At 67.7% G+C, this 17,461-nt stretch carries 18 protein-coding genes; 14 read left to right on the forward strand and 4 right to left on the reverse strand.

The window, feature by feature from the left end; translation table 11 throughout:
• Window positions 1-88 precede the first annotated feature (88 nt).
• From DA69_RS06795 to fabD, 3 genes are all read right to left on the reverse strand, one after another.
• Window positions 89-328 carry an acyl carrier protein gene (locus DA69_RS06795; protein ID WP_003165440.1) on the reverse strand — a complete coding sequence of 80 codons (240 nt, stop codon included), beginning with the start codon at window positions 326-328 and terminating at the stop codon, window positions 89-91.
• 186 nt (window positions 329-514) lie between these two features.
• The gene (fabG, locus tag DA69_RS06800) at window positions 515-1,255 is read right to left on the reverse strand and encodes a 3-oxoacyl-[acyl-carrier-protein] reductase (RefSeq protein ID WP_025976707.1); all 741 of its coding nucleotides are present in this window, start codon (window positions 1,253-1,255) and stop codon (window positions 515-517) included.
• Between the two features lie 107 nt (window positions 1,256-1,362).
• Window positions 1,363-2,307: an ACP S-malonyltransferase gene (fabD, locus tag DA69_RS06805; protein WP_025976706.1), complete on the reverse strand. Its 945-nt coding sequence runs from the start codon at window positions 2,305-2,307 to the stop codon at window positions 1,363-1,365.
• Window positions 2,308-2,576: 269 nt separating this feature from the next.
• On the opposite strand from fabD, the gene rpsF reads away from it, so the two are divergent.
• The 8 genes from rpsF (at window position 2,577) to alr (ending at window position 10,564) form a co-directional block, all read left to right on the forward strand.
• The gene (gene rpsF, locus DA69_RS06810; protein WP_024353035.1) at window positions 2,577-2,954 is read left to right on the forward strand and encodes a 30S ribosomal protein S6; all 378 of its coding nucleotides are present in this window, start codon (window positions 2,577-2,579) and stop codon (window positions 2,952-2,954) included.
• 11 nt (window positions 2,955-2,965) lie between these two features.
• Window positions 2,966-3,241, forward strand: coding sequence for a 30S ribosomal protein S18 (gene rpsR / locus DA69_RS06815; RefSeq protein ID WP_003167100.1), 276 nt, complete (start codon window positions 2,966-2,968; stop codon window positions 3,239-3,241).
• Between the two features lies 1 nt (window position 3,242).
• Entirely contained in the window at window positions 3,243-3,827 is a 585-nt protein-coding gene (rplI, locus tag DA69_RS06820) for a 50S ribosomal protein L9 (protein ID WP_025976705.1), read from the forward strand.
• A 387-nt stretch (window positions 3,828-4,214) separates the two neighbouring features.
• On the forward strand, window positions 4,215-6,665 hold the full coding sequence (locus tag DA69_RS06825) for a TonB-dependent receptor plug domain-containing protein (protein WP_025976704.1): 2,451 nt from the start codon (window positions 4,215-4,217) through the stop codon (window positions 6,663-6,665).
• A gap of 180 nt (window positions 6,666-6,845) precedes the next feature.
• Window positions 6,846-7,220 carry a hypothetical protein gene (locus DA69_RS06830; protein WP_025976703.1) on the forward strand — a complete coding sequence of 125 codons (375 nt, stop codon included), beginning with the start codon at window positions 6,846-6,848 and terminating at the stop codon, window positions 7,218-7,220.
• A 49-nt stretch (window positions 7,221-7,269) separates the two neighbouring features.
• Window positions 7,270-7,671 (forward strand): hypothetical protein, encoded by a 402-nt coding sequence (locus tag DA69_RS06835; protein WP_025976702.1) that lies wholly within the window; start codon window positions 7,270-7,272, stop codon window positions 7,669-7,671.
• A 120-nt stretch (window positions 7,672-7,791) separates the two neighbouring features.
• Window positions 7,792-9,294, forward strand: coding sequence for a replicative DNA helicase (locus tag DA69_RS06840; RefSeq protein WP_025976701.1), 1,503 nt, complete (start codon window positions 7,792-7,794; stop codon window positions 9,292-9,294).
• A 220-nt stretch (window positions 9,295-9,514) separates the two neighbouring features.
• Entirely contained in the window at window positions 9,515-10,564 is a 1,050-nt protein-coding gene (gene alr / locus DA69_RS06845; RefSeq protein ID WP_025976700.1) for an alanine racemase, read from the forward strand.
• A 28-nt stretch (window positions 10,565-10,592) separates the two neighbouring features.
• Here alr and DA69_RS06850 read toward each other — a convergent pair whose 3' ends face one another.
• Window positions 10,593-11,210, reverse strand: coding sequence for a Yip1 family protein (locus DA69_RS06850; RefSeq protein ID WP_025976699.1), 618 nt, complete (start codon window positions 11,208-11,210; stop codon window positions 10,593-10,595).
• Window positions 11,211-11,371: 161 nt separating this feature from the next.
• On the opposite strand from DA69_RS06850, the gene radA reads away from it, so the two are divergent.
• The 6 genes from radA (at window position 11,372) to DA69_RS06880 (ending at window position 17,372) form a co-directional block, all read left to right on the forward strand.
• The gene (gene radA / locus DA69_RS06855) at window positions 11,372-12,745 is read left to right on the forward strand and encodes a DNA repair protein RadA (protein WP_025976698.1); all 1,374 of its coding nucleotides are present in this window, start codon (window positions 11,372-11,374) and stop codon (window positions 12,743-12,745) included.
• 37 nt (window positions 12,746-12,782) lie between these two features.
• On the forward strand, window positions 12,783-13,319 hold the full coding sequence (locus tag DA69_RS06860; protein ID WP_025976697.1) for a CvpA family protein: 537 nt from the start codon (window positions 12,783-12,785) through the stop codon (window positions 13,317-13,319).
• Window positions 13,320-13,400: 81 nt separating this feature from the next.
• A complete protein-coding gene (purF, locus tag DA69_RS06865) occupies window positions 13,401-14,906 on the forward strand; it encodes an amidophosphoribosyltransferase (RefSeq protein WP_025976696.1) in 1,506 nt (501 codons plus the stop codon).
• A 6-nt stretch (window positions 14,907-14,912) separates the two neighbouring features.
• The gene (locus DA69_RS06870; RefSeq protein ID WP_025976695.1) at window positions 14,913-15,254 is read left to right on the forward strand and encodes a VOC family protein; all 342 of its coding nucleotides are present in this window, start codon (window positions 14,913-14,915) and stop codon (window positions 15,252-15,254) included.
• A gap of 38 nt (window positions 15,255-15,292) precedes the next feature.
• Window positions 15,293-16,054: an SDR family NAD(P)-dependent oxidoreductase gene (locus DA69_RS06875; RefSeq protein WP_025976694.1), complete on the forward strand. Its 762-nt coding sequence runs from the start codon at window positions 15,293-15,295 to the stop codon at window positions 16,052-16,054.
• Between the two features lie 7 nt (window positions 16,055-16,061).
• Complete coding sequence (locus DA69_RS06880; protein WP_025976693.1) at window positions 16,062-17,372, forward strand: O-antigen ligase family protein; 1,311 nt, start codon at window positions 16,062-16,064, stop codon at window positions 17,370-17,372.
• Window positions 17,373-17,461 lie beyond the last annotated feature (89 nt).

The raw sequence follows: 17,461 nt of genomic DNA on the forward strand, positions 1-17,461 counted from the left end.
ACCAGAAACACTAATGGCCGCCGGACGGTCCCGCTAGGGGTCCGTCACGGCGGCCATCAGCTGGTAAGTGCGACGAATCGCAGCCGGATCAGGCGGCCAGCTTCTCGTCGATGAACTTCACCGCGTCGCCGACGGTCTGGATGTGCTCAGCGGCGTCATCCGGGATTTCGACGTCGAATTCTTCTTCGAAGGCCATGACCAGTTCGACGTTGTCGAGCGAGTCAGCGCCCAGGTCGTCGATGAAGGAAGCCTTCTCGGTGACCTTGTCCGGATCGGCGTCCAGGTGGTCGATCACGATCTTGCGGACGCGTTCGAGGGTGTCGGACATGAGTGTCTCTCTTGCCTGTTTGAAATCGCCGTGATGGCGGGTCGTGGGTTGTTTCGCCGTGTCACGGCTGCCTGCCGGGATCAAGCCTCAATGAGACTCACCCCCGAAAGACGTCCGTGCCCTTTAGCACAGGGTGCGGAAGTGGAAATAGTCTGTTGCGCGTCGTGATGGCACTTCACGCTGCGATCAAATCATCGCCATGCCGCCGTTAACGTGCAGCGTCTGGCCCGTCACATAGCCCGCTTCATCCGACGCCAGATAGACGGCGGCCGAGGCGATTTCGTCGCCTTCGCCCAGGCGCCCGGCCGGAATCTTGGTCAGGATGGCCTCGCGCTGCTGGTCGTTCAGCACGTCGGTCATCGGCGAGGCGATGAAGCCCGGCGCGATGCAGTTGACCGTGATCCCGCGCGAGCCGACTTCCTGAGCCAGCGACTTGGAAAAGCCGATCATCCCGGCCTTGGAGGCGCAATAGTTGGTCTGGCCGGGGTTGCCGGTGACGCCGACCACCGAGGTGATGCCGATGATGCGGCCCGAACGGCGCTTCATCATCCCCTTCACCGCCGCGCGGGTCAGGCGGAAATAGCTCTCGAGGTTGATCTGGATGACGGACTGGAAGTCCTCGTCCTTCATCCGCATCAGCAGGCCGTCCTTGGTGATGCCGGCGTTGGCGACCAGGATGTCCAGCGGCGCGCCGGCGGCTTCCTCGGCGCGCGCGACCAGACCGTCGACCGATTCCGCGTCCGACAGGTTGGCGGCGGCGAAGAAGGCGCGCTCGCCCAGCTCCTTGGCCAAATCAGCCAGCACGGCTTCGCGCGTGCCGGACAGGACGACGGTCGCGCCTTGCGCGTGCAGGGCGCGGGCGATGGCCCCGCCGATGCCGCCGGTCGCGCCGGTCACGAGGGCGGTCTTTCCCGAAAGATTGAACATTGAAATCTCCGCTCATCCCCGCGGAGGCGGGGACCTAGGCTTTAGCTTCAAGCGCCGCATCTCGTTCCCAAAGAACTGGGTCCCCGCCTCCGCGGGGATGAGCGGCTTCAGATGGATTTCGCGAAGGCTTCCAGCTCTTCGGCCGTGTTCAGCGCCAGGGCCTCGGCGTTGGGGGCGATGCGCTTGGCCATGCCGGTCAGCACCTTGCCCGAGCCGACCTCGACGAAGCGGGTCACGCCGCCTTCAGTCGCCATCCACTCCATGCTCTCGCGCCAGCGTACGCGGCCCGTGACCTGCTCGACCAGCAGGCGGCGGATGACCTCGGCGTCGGTTTCCGGGCGAGCGGTGACGTTGGCGACCACCGGCACGACGGGCGCCACGATCTTCGCGTCGGCCAGAGCGGCGGCCATCTCGTCGGCGGCGGGCTGCATCAGCGGGCAGTGGAAGGGCGCCGAGACGTTCAGCGGAATGGCGCGCGCGCCCAGCTCCTTGGCTTTCTCGATGGCCAGATCGACAGCGGCCTTGTCGCCCGAGATGACGACATTGCCCTTGTTGTTGTCGTTGGCGACGACGCAGACGCCCGCCGCCGAACCGGCCTTGGCGGCCTCTTCAGCCAACGCCAGATCGGTCTTGGGGCCGATCAGCGAAGCCATCGCGCCCTTGCCCACCGGCACGGCGCGCTGCATGGCCTGACCGCGCAGCTTCAGCAGGCGGGCGGTGTCCGACAGGCTGATCGCGCCCGCCGCCGCCAGGGCCGAATATTCGCCCAGCGAGTGACCGGCGACAAAGGCGGCGCGCGCCACGTCGACGCCGAACTCGACCTTCAGCACCCGCGCCGTAGCGACCGACACGGCCATCAGGGCCGGCTGGGCGTTCTCGGTCAGGGTCAGCTGATCGTCCGGCCCTTCGCGCATCAGCTCGAACAGCTTCTGGTTCAGGGCGTCGTCCACCTCGGCGAAGACCTCGCGCGCGCTGGCGAAGGCCTCCGACAGGGCGACGCCCATGCCCACCGACTGGCTGCCCTGACCGGGAAAGAGAAGCGCGAGGCTCATCCGGGATCGTCCGTCATCCGTTGAATCAAGCCGCGAGGGGTAGGCGAATCCCTCCCCTACGGCAAGAAGAAGGGCGGACGGACGCGCCGCTCGCCGCGCCCGCGCCTTGCCCTTTCACAGGTTTTCCCGTATAGGCGCGCCCTTTCCAGGGCTTCGGTCCTGCTGCGGAACGTCAAAGGGCCGGGAAACTCCCGTCCGCCGCATCAGGAGCCATCGTGGACGAACTCCCCGGTTCGCTCGCGCCGATGTCCGCCAAGGGAGAATACCGCATGGCTCTTTACGAGCACACGGTCATGACGCGCCAGGATATCTCGGCGCAACAGGCCGAAGCGCTGAACGACACCATCAAGGCTCTGATCGAAGAAGGCGGCGGTTCCGTCGCCAAGATCGAGTACTGGGGTCTGCGCAACCTGACCTACCGGGTCAAGAAGAACCGCAAGGCTCACTATTCGCTGATGGCCGTCGACTGCCCGCCGGCCGCCATGGCCGAAGTCGAGCGCCAGCTGTCGATCAACGAAGACGTGCTGCGCTGGCTGACCATCCGCGTCGAGGAACTCGACCTGGAGCTGTCGCCCCTGCTGGCTCGCCGCGAACGCGAGCGTGACCGCAGCGCCCCGCGCGGCGAAGACGCCGCGGCTTCGGAATAAGGAACCGGATCATGACCGATACGACTGCCCCCATCCCGGGCGCTCCGGCCGGCTCCGGCCCGGCCCGTCGCCCCTTCTATCGTCGCCGCAAGGTGTGCCCGTTCTCGGGCGCCAACGCGCCGAAGATCGACTACAAGGACGTGAAGCTGCTGCAGCGTTACGTCTCCGAACGCGGCAAGATCGTGCCCTCGCGCATCACCGCCGTTTCCGCCAAGAAGCAACGCGAACTGGCCAAGGCCATCAAGCGCGCCCGCTACCTGGCCCTCCTGCCGTACGTGGTGAAGTAAGATGAAGGTCGTTCTGCTGGAACGCGTCGAGAACCTCGGCGCCATCGGCGACGTCGTCACCGTCAAGGACGGCTTCGCCCGTAACTACCTTCTGCCGCGCGACAAGGCTCGTCGCGCCACCGAAGCCAACCTGAAGGCCTTCGAAATCGAGCGCGTCGCCATCGAGCAGCGCAACGAGAAGAACAAGGCCGACGCTCAGAAGATCGCCGACAAGATCGACGGTCAGAGCTACGTCATGATCCGTCAGGCTGGCGAAACCGGCCAGCTGTACGGCTCGGTCGCCGGCCGGGACGTCGCTGAGGCCGTTCGCGCCGAAGGCGGCAAGGTCGAGCGTTCGCAGGTCGTGCTGAACACGGCGATCAAGACGCTGGGCGTCCACGAGGTGCTGGTCCGCCTGCACCCCGAGGTCTCGGCCACCGTCAAGATCAACATCGCCCGTTCGGCCGACGAAGCCGAGCGTCAGGCCAAGGGCGAGGACGTGATCCGCAGCCAGTTCGACGACGAGCGTCAAGCTGCTGATCAGGCCGCTCAGGAGCTGCTGGAAGGCGGCGCCGGCCAACAGGAAGGCTTCGGCGACGAAGCCTGATCCTGTCGCTTCGGCGAGATGATCCAGGGGCGCTTCCGCAAGGAAGCGCCCCTTTTTCTTTGCCCGGGCCCTGCCCTGCCGACAGGACGAGGCCGCCGCCTACCTTTAGCTTTTCTAACTAAGCCGTGAAGTAATCTCGATACCCGACGCCGTCTTCGCGCCGCAGTATCGCCGCGCCTCGCCACATTCGACGCGCCGGAGCCGCCATGCCTTCAGTCCAGCCCCGCCCGACCCGGGAGCCGCGTTCGCAGGTCGCTCCCTGTCGCCGATGTGACTGATTTCGCCCCCCGGAAACTTCTCGTTAGTCTTACCGACGCAGGCTTGGACCGTCGCGCTTTCAGTATGCGGCGCATTCCCCGCGTCCAACCAGAAAAGCTGATCTCTCCCATGCCCATCGCCTCGTTCCGTCGCCCCGCCCTTTTGGCCGCCGCGTCCGGCGCCGTCCTTCTGGTCGCCGGCGCGGGCGCCGCACAGGCCCAGAACGCGCCCGGCAGCGCCACCTCGGTGGACGACATCGTGGTCACCGGCACCCGCGTCGCCAACCGCTCCCGCCTGGACACGGTCGCGCCTGTCGATGTCGTCACCGCCGAGGCGCTGGAACAGCGCGGCACCACCGAACTGGCGGCCCAGTTGGCGGCGACGGTTCCGGCCCTGAACTTCCCCCGCCCGTCGGCGACCGACGGCACGGACTCCATCCGCCCGGCCACCCTGCGCGGTCAGGGTCCCGACCAGACCCTGGTCCTGGTCAACGGCCTGCGTCGTCACCAGACCGCCCTGGTCAACCTGAACGGCTCGGTCGGGCGCGGCTCGTCCGCCGTCGATCTCAACGCCATTCCGTCCACGGCTGTCGAGCGGATCGAGGTCCTGCGCGACGGCGCTGCGGCCCAATACGGCTCGGACGCCATCGCCGGGGTCATCAACCTGCGCCTGCGCGAGGCCCGCGAAGGCGGCGGCGCCAGCGTGACCTACGGCTCCTATGTCACCGACTTCACCGGCTTCTATGGCCGCGAAGGGGACATCCGCGACGGCGACACCGTCACCGTCTCGGCCTGGCAGGGCTTCGGCCTGGGTCAGGACGGCTTCCTGACCGCCTCGGTGGAATACCGCGACCGCGACAGCACGAACCGCTCCGACATCAACCCCACGCTGGGTCGCGTCACCGGCGGCCAGGGCGACGCGGCGGTCGAGGATCTCTCGGCCTATCTGAATGCAGGCCTGCCGCTGGGCAATGGCTGGGAGGCCTACGGCTGGGCCGGGTATCAACAGCGCGACGCCTCGGCGGCCGCCTTCTACCGCACCCCCACCGACAACGCCCAGAACCCGGACTACGGCTCCGGGCGCAAATATCCGAACGGCTACCTGCCCTACATCCTGACCGACACCACCGACTGGACCGCCGCAGGCGGCCTGCGCGGCGAAGCGGGGGGCTGGGCCATCGACGTCAACCTGGGCTACGGCTCGAACAAGATCGAGTTCGGCGCCGAAAACACCATGAACCCGACTTATGGGATCAACGGCCAGACCTCGTTCGACGCCGGTTCGCTGGAATACGGCCAACTGGTGTTCGGCGCCGACGCCGCGCGCCAGTTCGATCTGGGCTGGGCCGGTCCGCTGAACGTCGCTGTCGGTCTGGAAGCGCGCCGCGAAACCTACAAGATCGGCGCGGGCGAAGAAGCCTCCTATGCCCGCGGCCCGGTCCTGACGGCCGGCGGCACGGCCCTGAGCTGGGGCTCGCGCGGCTTCACCGGCTTCACGCCCAGCAATGAAATCGACGAGGACCGCAGCAACGTCGGCGTCTATCTGGATCTGGAAGGCGAGGTCGTCGAAAACCTGACCCTGTCCGGCGCCCTGCGTTACGAGAACTATTCGGACTTCGGCGACAACGTCTCGGGCAAGATCGCCGGCCGCTACGACTTCAACCCGCACTTCGCCATCCGGGGCGCCCTGTCGACAGGCTTCCGCGCGCCCAGCCTGCAACAGCAGTATTACACCCAGACCGCCGTCCTCTACATCAACAACGTCCCCTATGAGACCGGCACCTATCCCTCTGTCAGCGACGTGGGTCTGGCGCTGGGCGGCACGGCGCTGGAGGCCGAAACCTCGGTCAACTATTCGCTGGGCTTCGTCGTGCGCAACGGCCCGTTCGAGCTGACGGCCGACGCCTACCGCATCGACATCGACGACCGGATCATCCTGTCCGAGACCCTGACCGGCAGCAACACCGCTGCGCCGGGGAGCAACGCCAAGACCATCTTCGACCTGTTGGCCCCCTATGGCGCCACGGCGGCGCGCTTCTTCATCAACGGGGTCGACACCGAGACGACCGGCCTGGATGTCGTGGCCCGTTATCGCGCCGAAACCTCGGTCGGCCACCGCCTGGACTTCACGCTGGCGGGCAACGTCAACGACTTCAAGGTGACCAAGACGCCGATGACGCAGACGGGCGTCCTGCCGACGCCGACCTCCCTGTTCGGGCGTCAGGCGGTCACCCGTTTCGAAGAAGGCACGCCGCCGTGGAAGGTCGTCTTCCAGACCGACTGGGAGGCGCAACGTCTGGGCGGCACCTTCCGCCTGACCGGCTATGGCGACGTTCTGGCCGCCGGCGCGACCGAAGCCACCGACCTGCAACTGGGCGACGCCCTGGTGGCCGATGTCGAGGCCCGCTACCGCTTCAATGATCGCGTCACCGTTTCGGTCGGCGCCGACAACATCCTGGACCAGTATCCGCGCCAGAGCCTGCGGGAGAACAATACCACCAGCGCCTTCCCCTTCTCCAACTTCTCGCCGTACGGCTTCAACGGCCGCTTCGTTTACGGGCGACTGGCGGTGAAGTGGTGATCGCTGCACAGCGCGCGCCCGAAGGCTTCCCCTCCAGCCTTTGAGCCTGCCTGTCTCGTCGGGCGCGGCGTGCATCGCCGCCGCCGCGCCTGACAAAAACTTAATGCACGACGGCGTTCGACGGGCATGGTTCCGCCGCAAGCGGCACGTTAGGCTTCATCGTCTCTCGAGAGGAAAGCCATGAAAGCCGCTGCATTCGCCGTCGTCGCCGCCCTGGCTCTGTCCGCCCTGCCGGGAGCCGCCGCCGCCATGTCGGTTCAGGAGTTCCTGACCTCGGCCAACCGTATCCCGCGCAATCCGACCGCCCTGCTGCGGTCGGACACGCGGCGGCTGATGAATGAGATAGGCGGGGCCTTCAAGGCCGTGCGCGATGATCAGGCCGCCGCCAGGGCCGCCGGCCGTCGCCCCGCGACCTGCATCCCCGAAGGCAAGATCAGCCTGTCGGCAGAGCAGATCCTGGCCCGCTTCAACGCCATCCCCGCCCAGCGGCGCAACATCAGCGTCAATCAGGCCGTCCGCGAATGGATGGGCGAACGTTATCCCTGCCCGGCCTGACAGGCGCCCGCACTTGCACGGCGGCGTCGGCGAGCGCATTTATCGCCCCATGTCGCGTTTCGTTCCCGCCCTCATCGCCGCGCCCCTGGCTTCGGCGGCGCTGTTCGCCACCGCTCCCACGGCCCAGGCCCAGTCGTCCGACATGACGGTCCAGCAGTTTCTGACCATCGGCCAGAACATCCCGCGCAACCGCGCCGTGGCCATGATGCGGCCGGACACCCGTCGGCTGATCCGCGAAGTCACCGGCGCCGTCAGCACGGTGAAGGCCGAGCAGGCCTCGGCCGTCTCGGCGGGGCGCCGCCCGGCCCACTGCATCCCCGCCTCCGGCACCGGCATCACGCCTGAGACGCTCGTCGCCCGCTTCGAGACCATGCCCGAGACGCGGCGTCGCGTCACCGTGACCCAGGCCGTGCGCGACTGGATGGTCGAGCGCTACCCCTGCCGCAACTGACGACCCCTCACTGATCCGACAGCGGTTTTCCGCGCCCGTCCACAGGCGCAGGCGACTGTCCACGACCACGACCGCGCCCGTGTCTGACGCAGGGCGCGCCTATGGCTATTGATGATGTCGATGAACGCGTTCGCCCCCCTGCCCTATGATTCCGCCCACGACCCCGTGCAGGTGTCGTCCATGCCCCACAACCTGGAGGCGGAACAGGCCCTGCTGGGCTCGCTGATGTTCGACAACGCCGTGTTCGAGCGCCTGTCGGACCGACTGCGCGGCAGCCATTTCTACGAGCCCTTCCACCAGCGCCTGTTCGACGCGATCGAGGACCATATCCGGCAGGGCCTGCTGGCCGAGCCGACCATCCTGATGGAGCGGTTCAAGCAGGACCCGGCTTTTCAGGAGTTCGGCGGTCTGCGCTATCTCGCCGACCTGGTGGACCGTGCCCCGCCCGCGGCCAACGCCCCCGACTACGCCCGCGTCGTCTATGATCTGGCTTTGCGCCGCGAGCTGATCCGCATCGGCGGCGAGATCATCAAGGAGGCGCCCAACCCCGAGACGCCCGCCGACGAACAAATCGAACAGGCCGAACAGACGCTGTATTCCCTGGCCGAGACGGGCAAGCCGTCGTCGGGCTTCGTGTCCTTCTCGCAGGCGCTGTCGGGCGCCGTCGAAATGGCGGGCGAGGCCTATCAGCGCGAGGGCAAGCTGGCGGGCCTGGCCACCCGTCTGGACGATCTGGACCAGAAGCTGGGCGGCCTGCACCCCTCCGACCTTCTGATCCTCGCGGGCCGTCCGTCGATGGGTAAGACGGCGCTGGCGACCAACATCGCCTTCAACGTCGCCCGCAACTATCGCTGGGAGCCGACGCCGGACGGCGGGCGCAAGACCGTCGACGGCGGCGTCGTCGCCTTCTACTCGCTGGAAATGAGCGCCGAACAGCTGGCCATGCGTATCCTGGCCGATGCGTCGGGCGTGTCCTCGGACAAGCTGCGTAAGGGCGAGATCGACGCCTCGGACTTCGGCAAGATTCGCGACGCCGCCATCGAGATCGGCGAAAGCCCGCTCTACATCGACGCCACCGGCGGCCTGTCCATCTCCAAGCTGGCGGCGCGCGCGCGCCGGCTGAAGCGGATGGAAAACGGTCTGGACCTGATCGTGGTCGACTACCTCCAGCTCGTCACCACCGGCGACAACAGCCAGAAAAACCGGGTGCAGGAAGTCTCCGAGATCACCGGCGGCCTGAAGGCGCTGGCCAAGGAGCTGAACGTCCCCATCATCGCCCTGTCGCAGCTATCGCGTCAGGTCGAGCAGCGCGAGGACAAGCGGCCGCAACTGTCCGACCTGCGGGAATCGGGCTCGATCGAGCAGGACGCCGACTGCGTCATGTTCGTCTATCGCGAAAGCTACTACCTGGGCCGCGCCGAGCCGCGCGAAGGCACCGAAGAACACCTGAAGTGGCAGGAAGACATGGACCGCCTGCAGCACCAGGCCGAGGTGGTCATCGGCAAGCAACGTCACGGCCCCATCGGCATCGTCAAGCTGGCGTTCGATTCCAACACCACCCGCTTCGGCAACCTGGCCCACGACGGCCGCTACGGCGGCGCCTATGCGGATATCCCGGAGTAGGGCGAGGCGTCGCCCCTCGCCCCTACGCGCGCCATCTCGCCCCCCCAATCTCCGTCATCCTCGGGCTTGACCCGAGGATCGAGCGCAGGGCGCGCTCGGCCTTTTCCAATGTCGCGCAGGCGGACAGCCCGATCCTCGGGTCAAGCCCGAGGATGACGATGTGGAAGCCTTGAAGCAAAACCCGGTAGCGCCGCCTGAGCAGCGGCCTATAACCCTTTTCATGACCTCCCCCGCCCTTGCTCCCGCCGTCCTCAACGTCGATCTGGACGCGCTCGCCCGCAACTATCGCACGCTTGAAACCGTGACCGGCCGTCCCGTCAATCCGGTCGTGAAGGCCGACGGCTACGGCTTGGGCGCCGCCGCCGTGGCGCGTCGACTGATGGCCGAGGGCGCGCGCACCTTCTTCGTCGCCCGCGCGGCCGAGGGCGTGCGTCTGCGCGAGGCCATCGGGCCCGAGCCGATCATCTACATTCTGGACGGTTGCCACGGCGATGGGGCCGCCATGCTCAAGGCCTCGAACCTGCGGCCCGTCATCAACCACCCGACCCAGCTTCAGACCTGGCAGGCGGCGGGCGGCGGCGCCTGCGCCCTGCAACTGGACACCGGCATGAACCGGCTGGGCTTCCGCGTCGAGGACGCGCCTGAACCGTTCGAGGGCCTCGAACTGGTGATGACCCACCTGGCCTGCGCCGACGAACCGTCTAACCCGCTGAACCGCGCCCAGCGCGACGCCTTCGCCGCGGCGGTCCAGCGCTATCCCGGCGTGACGCGCTCCTTCGCCAACTCGGGGGGCTGCTTCCTGGGCCCGGACTTCGCCTTCGACGTGGTGCGGCCGGGCATCTGCCTGTACGGCGGCGGGCCGGAAGGCCGACCGCATGAGAAGATCGCCCCCGTCGCCAGCCTGATCGCCCAGGCGGTGCAGGTGCGCGACGTGCCGGCAGGCGAAACGGTCGGCTATTCGCAGGGCTACAAGGCGGAAAGGCCCATGCGCGTGGCGACCTGCGGCGCCGGCTACGCCGACGGCGTGCTGCGGTCCTACAGCCCCAGGGGACAGGTCTTCATCGCGGGCGAGATGCGGCCGATCATCGGCCGGGTGTCGATGGACGTGCTGGCCGTCGACGTGACCGGCCTGGACGTCACGGCGGGCGATCCGGTCGAGATCTACGGCGCCAACCGCCTGATCGACGACGCGGCTGCGGCGGCCGGGACCATCAGCTATGAGTTGCTGACCTCGATCACCCCGCGAGTGCCTCGCGTCTACAAGGGCTGAGGCGCACCGCCCCAGCCCTCTCTCTGACTCAGCTCAGCGCGAAAGCGGCGGCGCCCAGGCCGACGATGGCGAAGCTGGCGATCACCGCCGCGACCAGCGACCAGACGATCGCCCACAGGATGATGGCCGCCACGACCACGACGATGGTGTAGCCCAGCGCCTTTTCGGCCGTCGTCTTCATCAGCACCGGCAGGCCCAGATACATCAGGTAGAAGCCGTAAAGGCCGATCAGCAAGGCTAGCCAGCCCAGCGTCGGGATGATGTTCAGCACGCCCGCCACCCACATAGGCGTCATGGAATAGACAGCGACCTGCATCGCCTTCACCGGGTTCTTGGTCCCGCCGAAGGTCGGCGCCAGCGCGTCGATGATCATGCCCAGAATGTAGACGCTGATCAGGCTCAGCACATAGCTGAGCGCACCCGCCAGCAGCGGTCCGACCAGACCGCGATGACCGAAGGCGATCTGGCCCACCACGGTCGCCACCGCCGGAATAGCCGCCAGGACGACGGCGTAGTTCGTGAACAGCCCCTTGATGGTGGCGCTCTCAGCGTCGATCACCGGCCATTCGAACTTCGGCCGGGTCAGGATGTATTTGACCCGCGCGACAAGCGACGGATCGACGGCGGGGGGATTTTCCAGGGTCATTCGATTTGCCTTCCAGGCGTTGAGTCGGATCACGGCCGTATCATGGCAGAATGACGGCCCTGTGGACGCCAGCGCAACCCCGCCGTCGCCCTATGACAAATTGGGACGCAGCGTGGTCCAACCCGCCTGCCCTCGCCCGTCTGATCTGCTAGGTCTGACACATGGCGCGCGACTCTCTTCTCTTCGTCTGCAAATCCTGCGGGGCGGTTCATTCCAAATGGGCGGGGCAATGCTCGGCCTGCGGCGAGTGGAATGCGCTGGTCGAGGAAACCAAGGCCGCCCCGCCGGGCGCCATGAAGCCCGCCTCGACCGCGCGCGGGCGCGGGGTGCAGTTCGAGACGTTGCAATCCGACACGCCTGAGCCGCCGCGCATCGTCACCGGCGTGACCGAGTTCGACCGCGTCTGCGGCGGCGGCGTGGTGCCCGGCTCGGCCATCCTGCTGGGCGGCGACCCGGGCGTCGGCAAGTCGACCCTGCTGCTGGAAGTCACGGCCAAGGCCGCCCGCAACGGCGCCAAGGTCGCCTATATCTCGGGCGAAGAAGCGATCGAGCAGATCCGCGCCCGCGCCAAGCGCATGGGCGTGGCCGACGCCGAGGTGTCGCTGGCCTCCGCCACGGCGCTGCGCGACATCCTGACGACGCTGAAGCGCGATCCGTTCGACATCGTCATCATCGATTCCATCCAGACGCTGTGGAGCGACGCGCACGACGCCGGTCCCGGCTCCATCACCCAGGTGCGCGCCTGCGCCGCCGAACTGGTGCGGCTGGCCAAGAACGGCGGCCCGGCCATCGTCCTGGTCGGCCACGTCACCAAGGACGGCCAGATCGCCGGGCCGCGCGTGGTCGAGCACATGGTCGACGCCGTGCTCAGCTTCGAGGGCGAGCGCGGCTATCCGTTCCGCATCCTGCGCGCGGGCAAGAACCGTTTCGGCGCCACCGACGAGATCGGCGTGTTCGAGATGGGCGACGCCGGCCTGCGCGAAGTGCCCAACCCCTCGGCCCTGTTTCTGGGCGAAGGCAAGGACCGGGCGCCCGGCGCCGCCGTCTTCGCCGGCATCGAGGGGTCGCGCCCTGTTCTGGTGGAAATACAGGCCCTTGTCGCCCCTTCTGCATACGGCACGCCAAGACGCGCCGTCGTCGGCTGGGACTCCGGCCGCCTGGCCATGCTGCTGGCGGTGCTGGAGGCGCGCTGCGGCCTCGGGTTCGGCGACAAGGACGTCTATCTGAACGTCGCGGGGGGGATGCGGATCAACGAACCCGCCGCCGATCTGGCCGCCGCCGCCGCCCTGATCTCCTCCGCCCTCGACATGCCCCTGCCGCAGGGCTGCGTCGTCTTCGGCGAGATCGGCCTGTCCGGCGAGGTTCGCGCCGTCGGCCGCGCCGAGGCCCGCCTGCGCGAAGCCCAGAAGCTGGGCTTCGAGCGCGCCCTCGCCCCGCCACAAGCCAACGGCAAGGTGAAGAAGGGCGATGTCGCCCTGACCGTCGTCACCCGCCTGACCGATGCGGTCGAGCGAATCTCCCAGAACCGCTACTAAGGCGCGTTCCCCATCCTCCTTGAGGCCCACAGCGCGCGTGACCGGCTACGACGTCTTCGTGATCCTGGCCCTGCTGGCCTCGGGCGCCGCCGGATGGTTCCGCGGCGGCATGCGCGAGATCACGTCTCTGTTCAGCTTCCTGCTGGCGGCGCTGCTGGCGCTGATCACCCTGCCGTGGACGGCGCCGGTCGGACGTTCTCTGGTCGATCCCGACTGGGCCGGATCTGTGCTGGCCGTGGGTCTGGTCTTCGTCCTCCTCTATTTCGGCCTGCGCTTAATCGGTTCAGCCATTTCTCAAGGCGCGCGCGGCCATGCGCTGGGCGTGCTGGACCAGACGCTGGGCCTAGGCGTCGGTCTGGTTCGCGCCCTGGGACTGATCGGCGCCGTGCACCTGATCATCATGGGCGCCATGCAGGACAATCCGCCGCGCTGGCTGTCCGAGGCCGCGACCGCCCCCGTCAGCGAAGGCGCCGCGCGCGCCATCCAGATCGTTTTGCCTACCCTCGGAAAGGGCGCCGACGCCCTCACCCCCGTGGTCGGTTCTTCCGTCCGCGAAGGGTTTTCCACCCCTTAAGCCTTGCCCCCGACGCATTCGCAGACTACGTGCGCGTCGCCGCCCATTGAGTTATCTTCCCCCGGTCATCGGAGCCTGACGATGCGCCACCATATCGCCGAACCCGTCGTTCACCGTGAGCATTGGCGTGAGCCGGAGGACGACCAGCTTCGTCTGGAATGCGGCGTCTGCGGGGTCTGGGGGGCGCCGAAAAACGAAGCCTCGTCCATCGTCGCCCTGGGCCTGCACGCCCTGCAGCATCGCGGCCAGGAAGCCTGCGGCATCGCCAGCGTCCACGACGAACTCTTCTATACCGAGCGGCATCAGGGTCTGGTTGGCGAAGCCTTCGGCAACGCCGAGCTGAGCAAGCGCCTGCCCGGCACGGCCGCCATCGGCCACACTCGTTACTCGACCGCAGGCGGCAGCTTCCTGCGCAACATCCAGCCGATGTTCGCCGACCTGGACCAGGGCGGCATCGCCATCGCTCACAATGGCAACCTGACCAATTTCAAATACTTGCACGCGCAACTTGTGCAGGAAGGCGCGATCTTCCAGTCGACCTCGGACTCCGAGGCCATCCTCCACCTGATCGCCCGCAGCCGGAAGGCCAAGATTGTCGACCGCTTCATCGACGCCCTCAGCCGCATCGAGGGCGGTTACGCCCTGATCGCTCAGACGCGGCTGAAGCTGATCGGCGCGCGCGACCCGCTGGGCATCCGCCCGCTGGTGCTGGGCAAGGTCGGCGAGGCCTGGGTGCTGGCGTCCGAAACCTGCGCGCTGGACCTGATCGGCGCCACCTTCGTACGCGATGTCGAGCACGGCGAGGTCGTGGTCATCGACGATGACGGCCTGACCTCGATCAAGCCCTTCGCCGCCCGCGCCGCCCGTCCCTGCCTGTTCGAATACGTCTATTTCGCCCGCCCCGACTCGGTCGTGAACGGCCGCGCCGTCTATGAGGTCCGCAAGGAGATGGGCCGTCGTCTGGCGCGCGAACACGTGGTCGAGGCCGACGTGGTGGTGCCGGTGCCCGATTCCGGCGTTCCCGCCGCCCTCGGCTACGCTCAGGAAAGCGGCCTGCCCTATGAGATGGGCATCATACGCAGCCACTATCTGGGCCGCACCTTCATCCAGCCCAGCCAGGGCGCCCGTCAGAAGGGCGTGCGGATGAAGCACAGCCCCAACCGCGCCGCCCTGGAAGGCAAGCGCGTCGTGCTGATCGACGATTCCATCGTGCGCGGCACCACCTCGCTGAAGCTGGTCCGCGCCGTGCGCGCGGCGGGCGCCAAGGAGGTGCACCTGCGCTCCGCCAGCCCTCAGATCCTCTATCCCGACTTCTATGGCATCGACATGCCCGAGCGGTCGCAACTGATGGCCGCCACCCACAGCATGGAAGAGATGCGCGCGGTGCTGGAGGTCGATTCCCTCGGTTTCCTGTCCATCGACGGCCTGTACGACGCCCTCGGCGCCGGGCCGCGCGATCCCGCCAACCCGCAGTTCACCGACCACTACTTCACCGGCGACTATCCGACCCGCCTGCTGGACCGTGAGATCGAGGAAGGCGGCCGCGATCCGCGCGGGAAGCAACTTTCTCTGCTGGTGACCGCTTAAGGCTGGATGATCCAGCTCGGCTACTTCACGCTCGACACGCCTGACGTCGACAAGGCCCGCGCCTTCTATGCGGGCCTGTTCGGCTGGCGCTTCGACGACGCCTCGTCCAGCCCGACCTACGCCCATGTGGCGGAGGGGACCCCGCCGTTCGGCCTCACCAAGGGCGAGCACAAGGCCTTCCCCAACCTCTATTTCCGCGTCGACGACATAGAGGCGGCCTGCGCCCGGGTGGTCGAACTGGGCGGCCGCGCCGCCGTGCCGGCCGAAAGCCCGTCCGGCCTGTCCGCGGTCGTCAGCGACGACCAAGGCGTCAGCTTCAGCCTGTGGCAGCCCGCGCCGGGTTACTGAGCCTTTCGCCGGACGGCCTGCCGCGCTATCAGCGGGCCATGTCCGAGAACGCTTCCCTCCCCCTCGCCAATCGCGTCGCCCTGGTCGTCGGCGCCTCGCGCGGCATCGGCCGCGAGGCCGCCCTCGCCCTGGCCAAGGCCGGCGCCCACGTCATCGCCGCCGCCCGCACCCAGGGCGCGCTTGAGGAGTTGGACGACGAGATCTTCGCCGCTACCGGCCAGCACGCCAGCCTGGTCCCCTTCGACCTGGTGGATGGCGGCGCCATCGACCGTCTCGGCGGCGCCCTGTTCGAGCGGTTCGGCAAACTGGACATCTGGGTTCAGGCCGCCGCCACCATGGGCCCGTCGGGCCTGACTCCGGTCGCCCACGCCGAGCCGCGCGAGTTCGCCAAGGTCGAGAAGATCAACTTCACCGGCGTCTATCGCCTGATCCGCTCGCTGGAGCCTCTGCTGCGCGCTTCGGACGCGGGTCGCGCCATCCACCTGACCACCAGCGTCGCCAGCCACCCGCGCGCCTTCTGGGGCATGTACGCCGCGACCAAGGCGGGCGCCGAGGCCCTGGTCAAATGCTGGGCGGACGAGATCGAGAGCACCCCGGTTCGCGCCTGCATCGTCGATCCGGGCCGGATGCGAACCCAGTTGCGCGCCCAGGCCTTTCCGGGCGAAGATCCCGAAACCCTGCCTCATCCTTCGGAGATCGGCCCCCTGATCGTCGAACTGGCCCGCCCCGACTTCACCCCGCCCCTGACGGTCAGCTTCAAGGAATGGAAGCAGGGTCTGTCGGCGGACGCGCTGATCTGACGTCACCATGTTCAGGGAGGCGGGCGCAGACGAACAGGTGATCCCGCCCTTGGCGGCGAAGCGCCCGGCGCTGCCCCTGGCGCGCGCCGCCCCTCTGGCCGACATCGTGGCGGTCATCGCCTCGATCGGACTGGTCCTGACCTATGTCGGCTTCTGGAGCGCCCCGCTGACGGGCTATGGCGCGCGCTCGGCCGACTTTCTGCGCAACTTCTACTATCCGGCCTATCTGCTGGCCCTGGTGCTGGTCTGCATGCGCCCCGGCCGTGCGTTGAAGGGGATGCTACGCTCGCCGCTGCTGATCGCCCTGCTGCTGCTCACGGCGGCGACCTATTTCTGGTCGATCATGCCGGACCTGACGGCGCGGCGCATTCCGGCTCTGGTCTTCACCACTCTGGCCGGGGTGGCGCTGGCGTCGCGCTGGAGCTGGAAAAGCCTGACCGAGATCATCGCCGGGACGCTGGCGGTGCTGGCGGTGATTTCCTTCCTGTTGGGCCTGTTGCTGCCCGACATGGGCCGGATGCAGGAACTGTTCCCCGGCGCCTGGCGCGGCCTGTGGCTGGAAAAGAACTCGCTCGGCAACGTCATGGTGAAGTCGACCGTTTTCATGATCGCCGCGGGCATGATGGCGCCGGAACGACGCAAGCTCTGGTTCGGCCTGGCGCTGCTGCCTGTCCTGCTCATCTTCCTGTCGACATCGAAAACCGCCCTAGTGGTGCTGTTCCTGTCGATGGCCGCCATGGGCTTCGTGGCGATCGTGAAGTCCGGCCCGCTGCGCGCCGTCATCGCCACCTGGCTGGCGGTCGTGGTGGTGATCGGGGCGGGTCTGCTGATGGCGACGGAGACGGACACGTTCTTCGCCCTCCTGGGCAAGGACGCCACCCTGACCGGCCGGACGGAGATCTGGTCCGGCATCATGCAGCAGATGTCCGAGCATCCGTGGCGCGGCTTCGGCTATGGCGCGGTGTGGGACGACCCCAGCTTCACCGGCCCCAAGGCGTGGATCGGCTATCAGGCCCACTTCATTCCCGCCGACGCCCACAGCGGCTGGCTGGAGCTCTACATCGCCCTGGGGCTGGGCGGCGTCATCCTGTTCGCCCTCTTCCTGCTGCAGATCTGGGCTCAGTCCTTCTGGGCGGCCTATACCAGCCCGGCGGGATGGCTGGTCCTGCCGATGATGACCTCCTACATCATCACCATGATGACCGAGAGCATCGCCATGAACTGGCATGAGCTGCGCTGGGTGGTCGTCGTCGCCATCGCGCTCAAGCTGGCCCTCGGCGACGAGCCCGAGGCCCCGAACGCGCCAAGACGGCTATAGCGCAGGCGGATTCAACAGGGCGTCAGCCCTGTATCAGCCCCTCTGACCCAGCCAGCTTACGTTTGCATATCGAATAGCGGCTGGCGGCC

Source organism: Brevundimonas naejangsanensis (assembly GCF_000635915.2).
Classification (GTDB): domain Bacteria; phylum Pseudomonadota; class Alphaproteobacteria; order Caulobacterales; family Caulobacteraceae; genus Brevundimonas; species Brevundimonas sanguinis.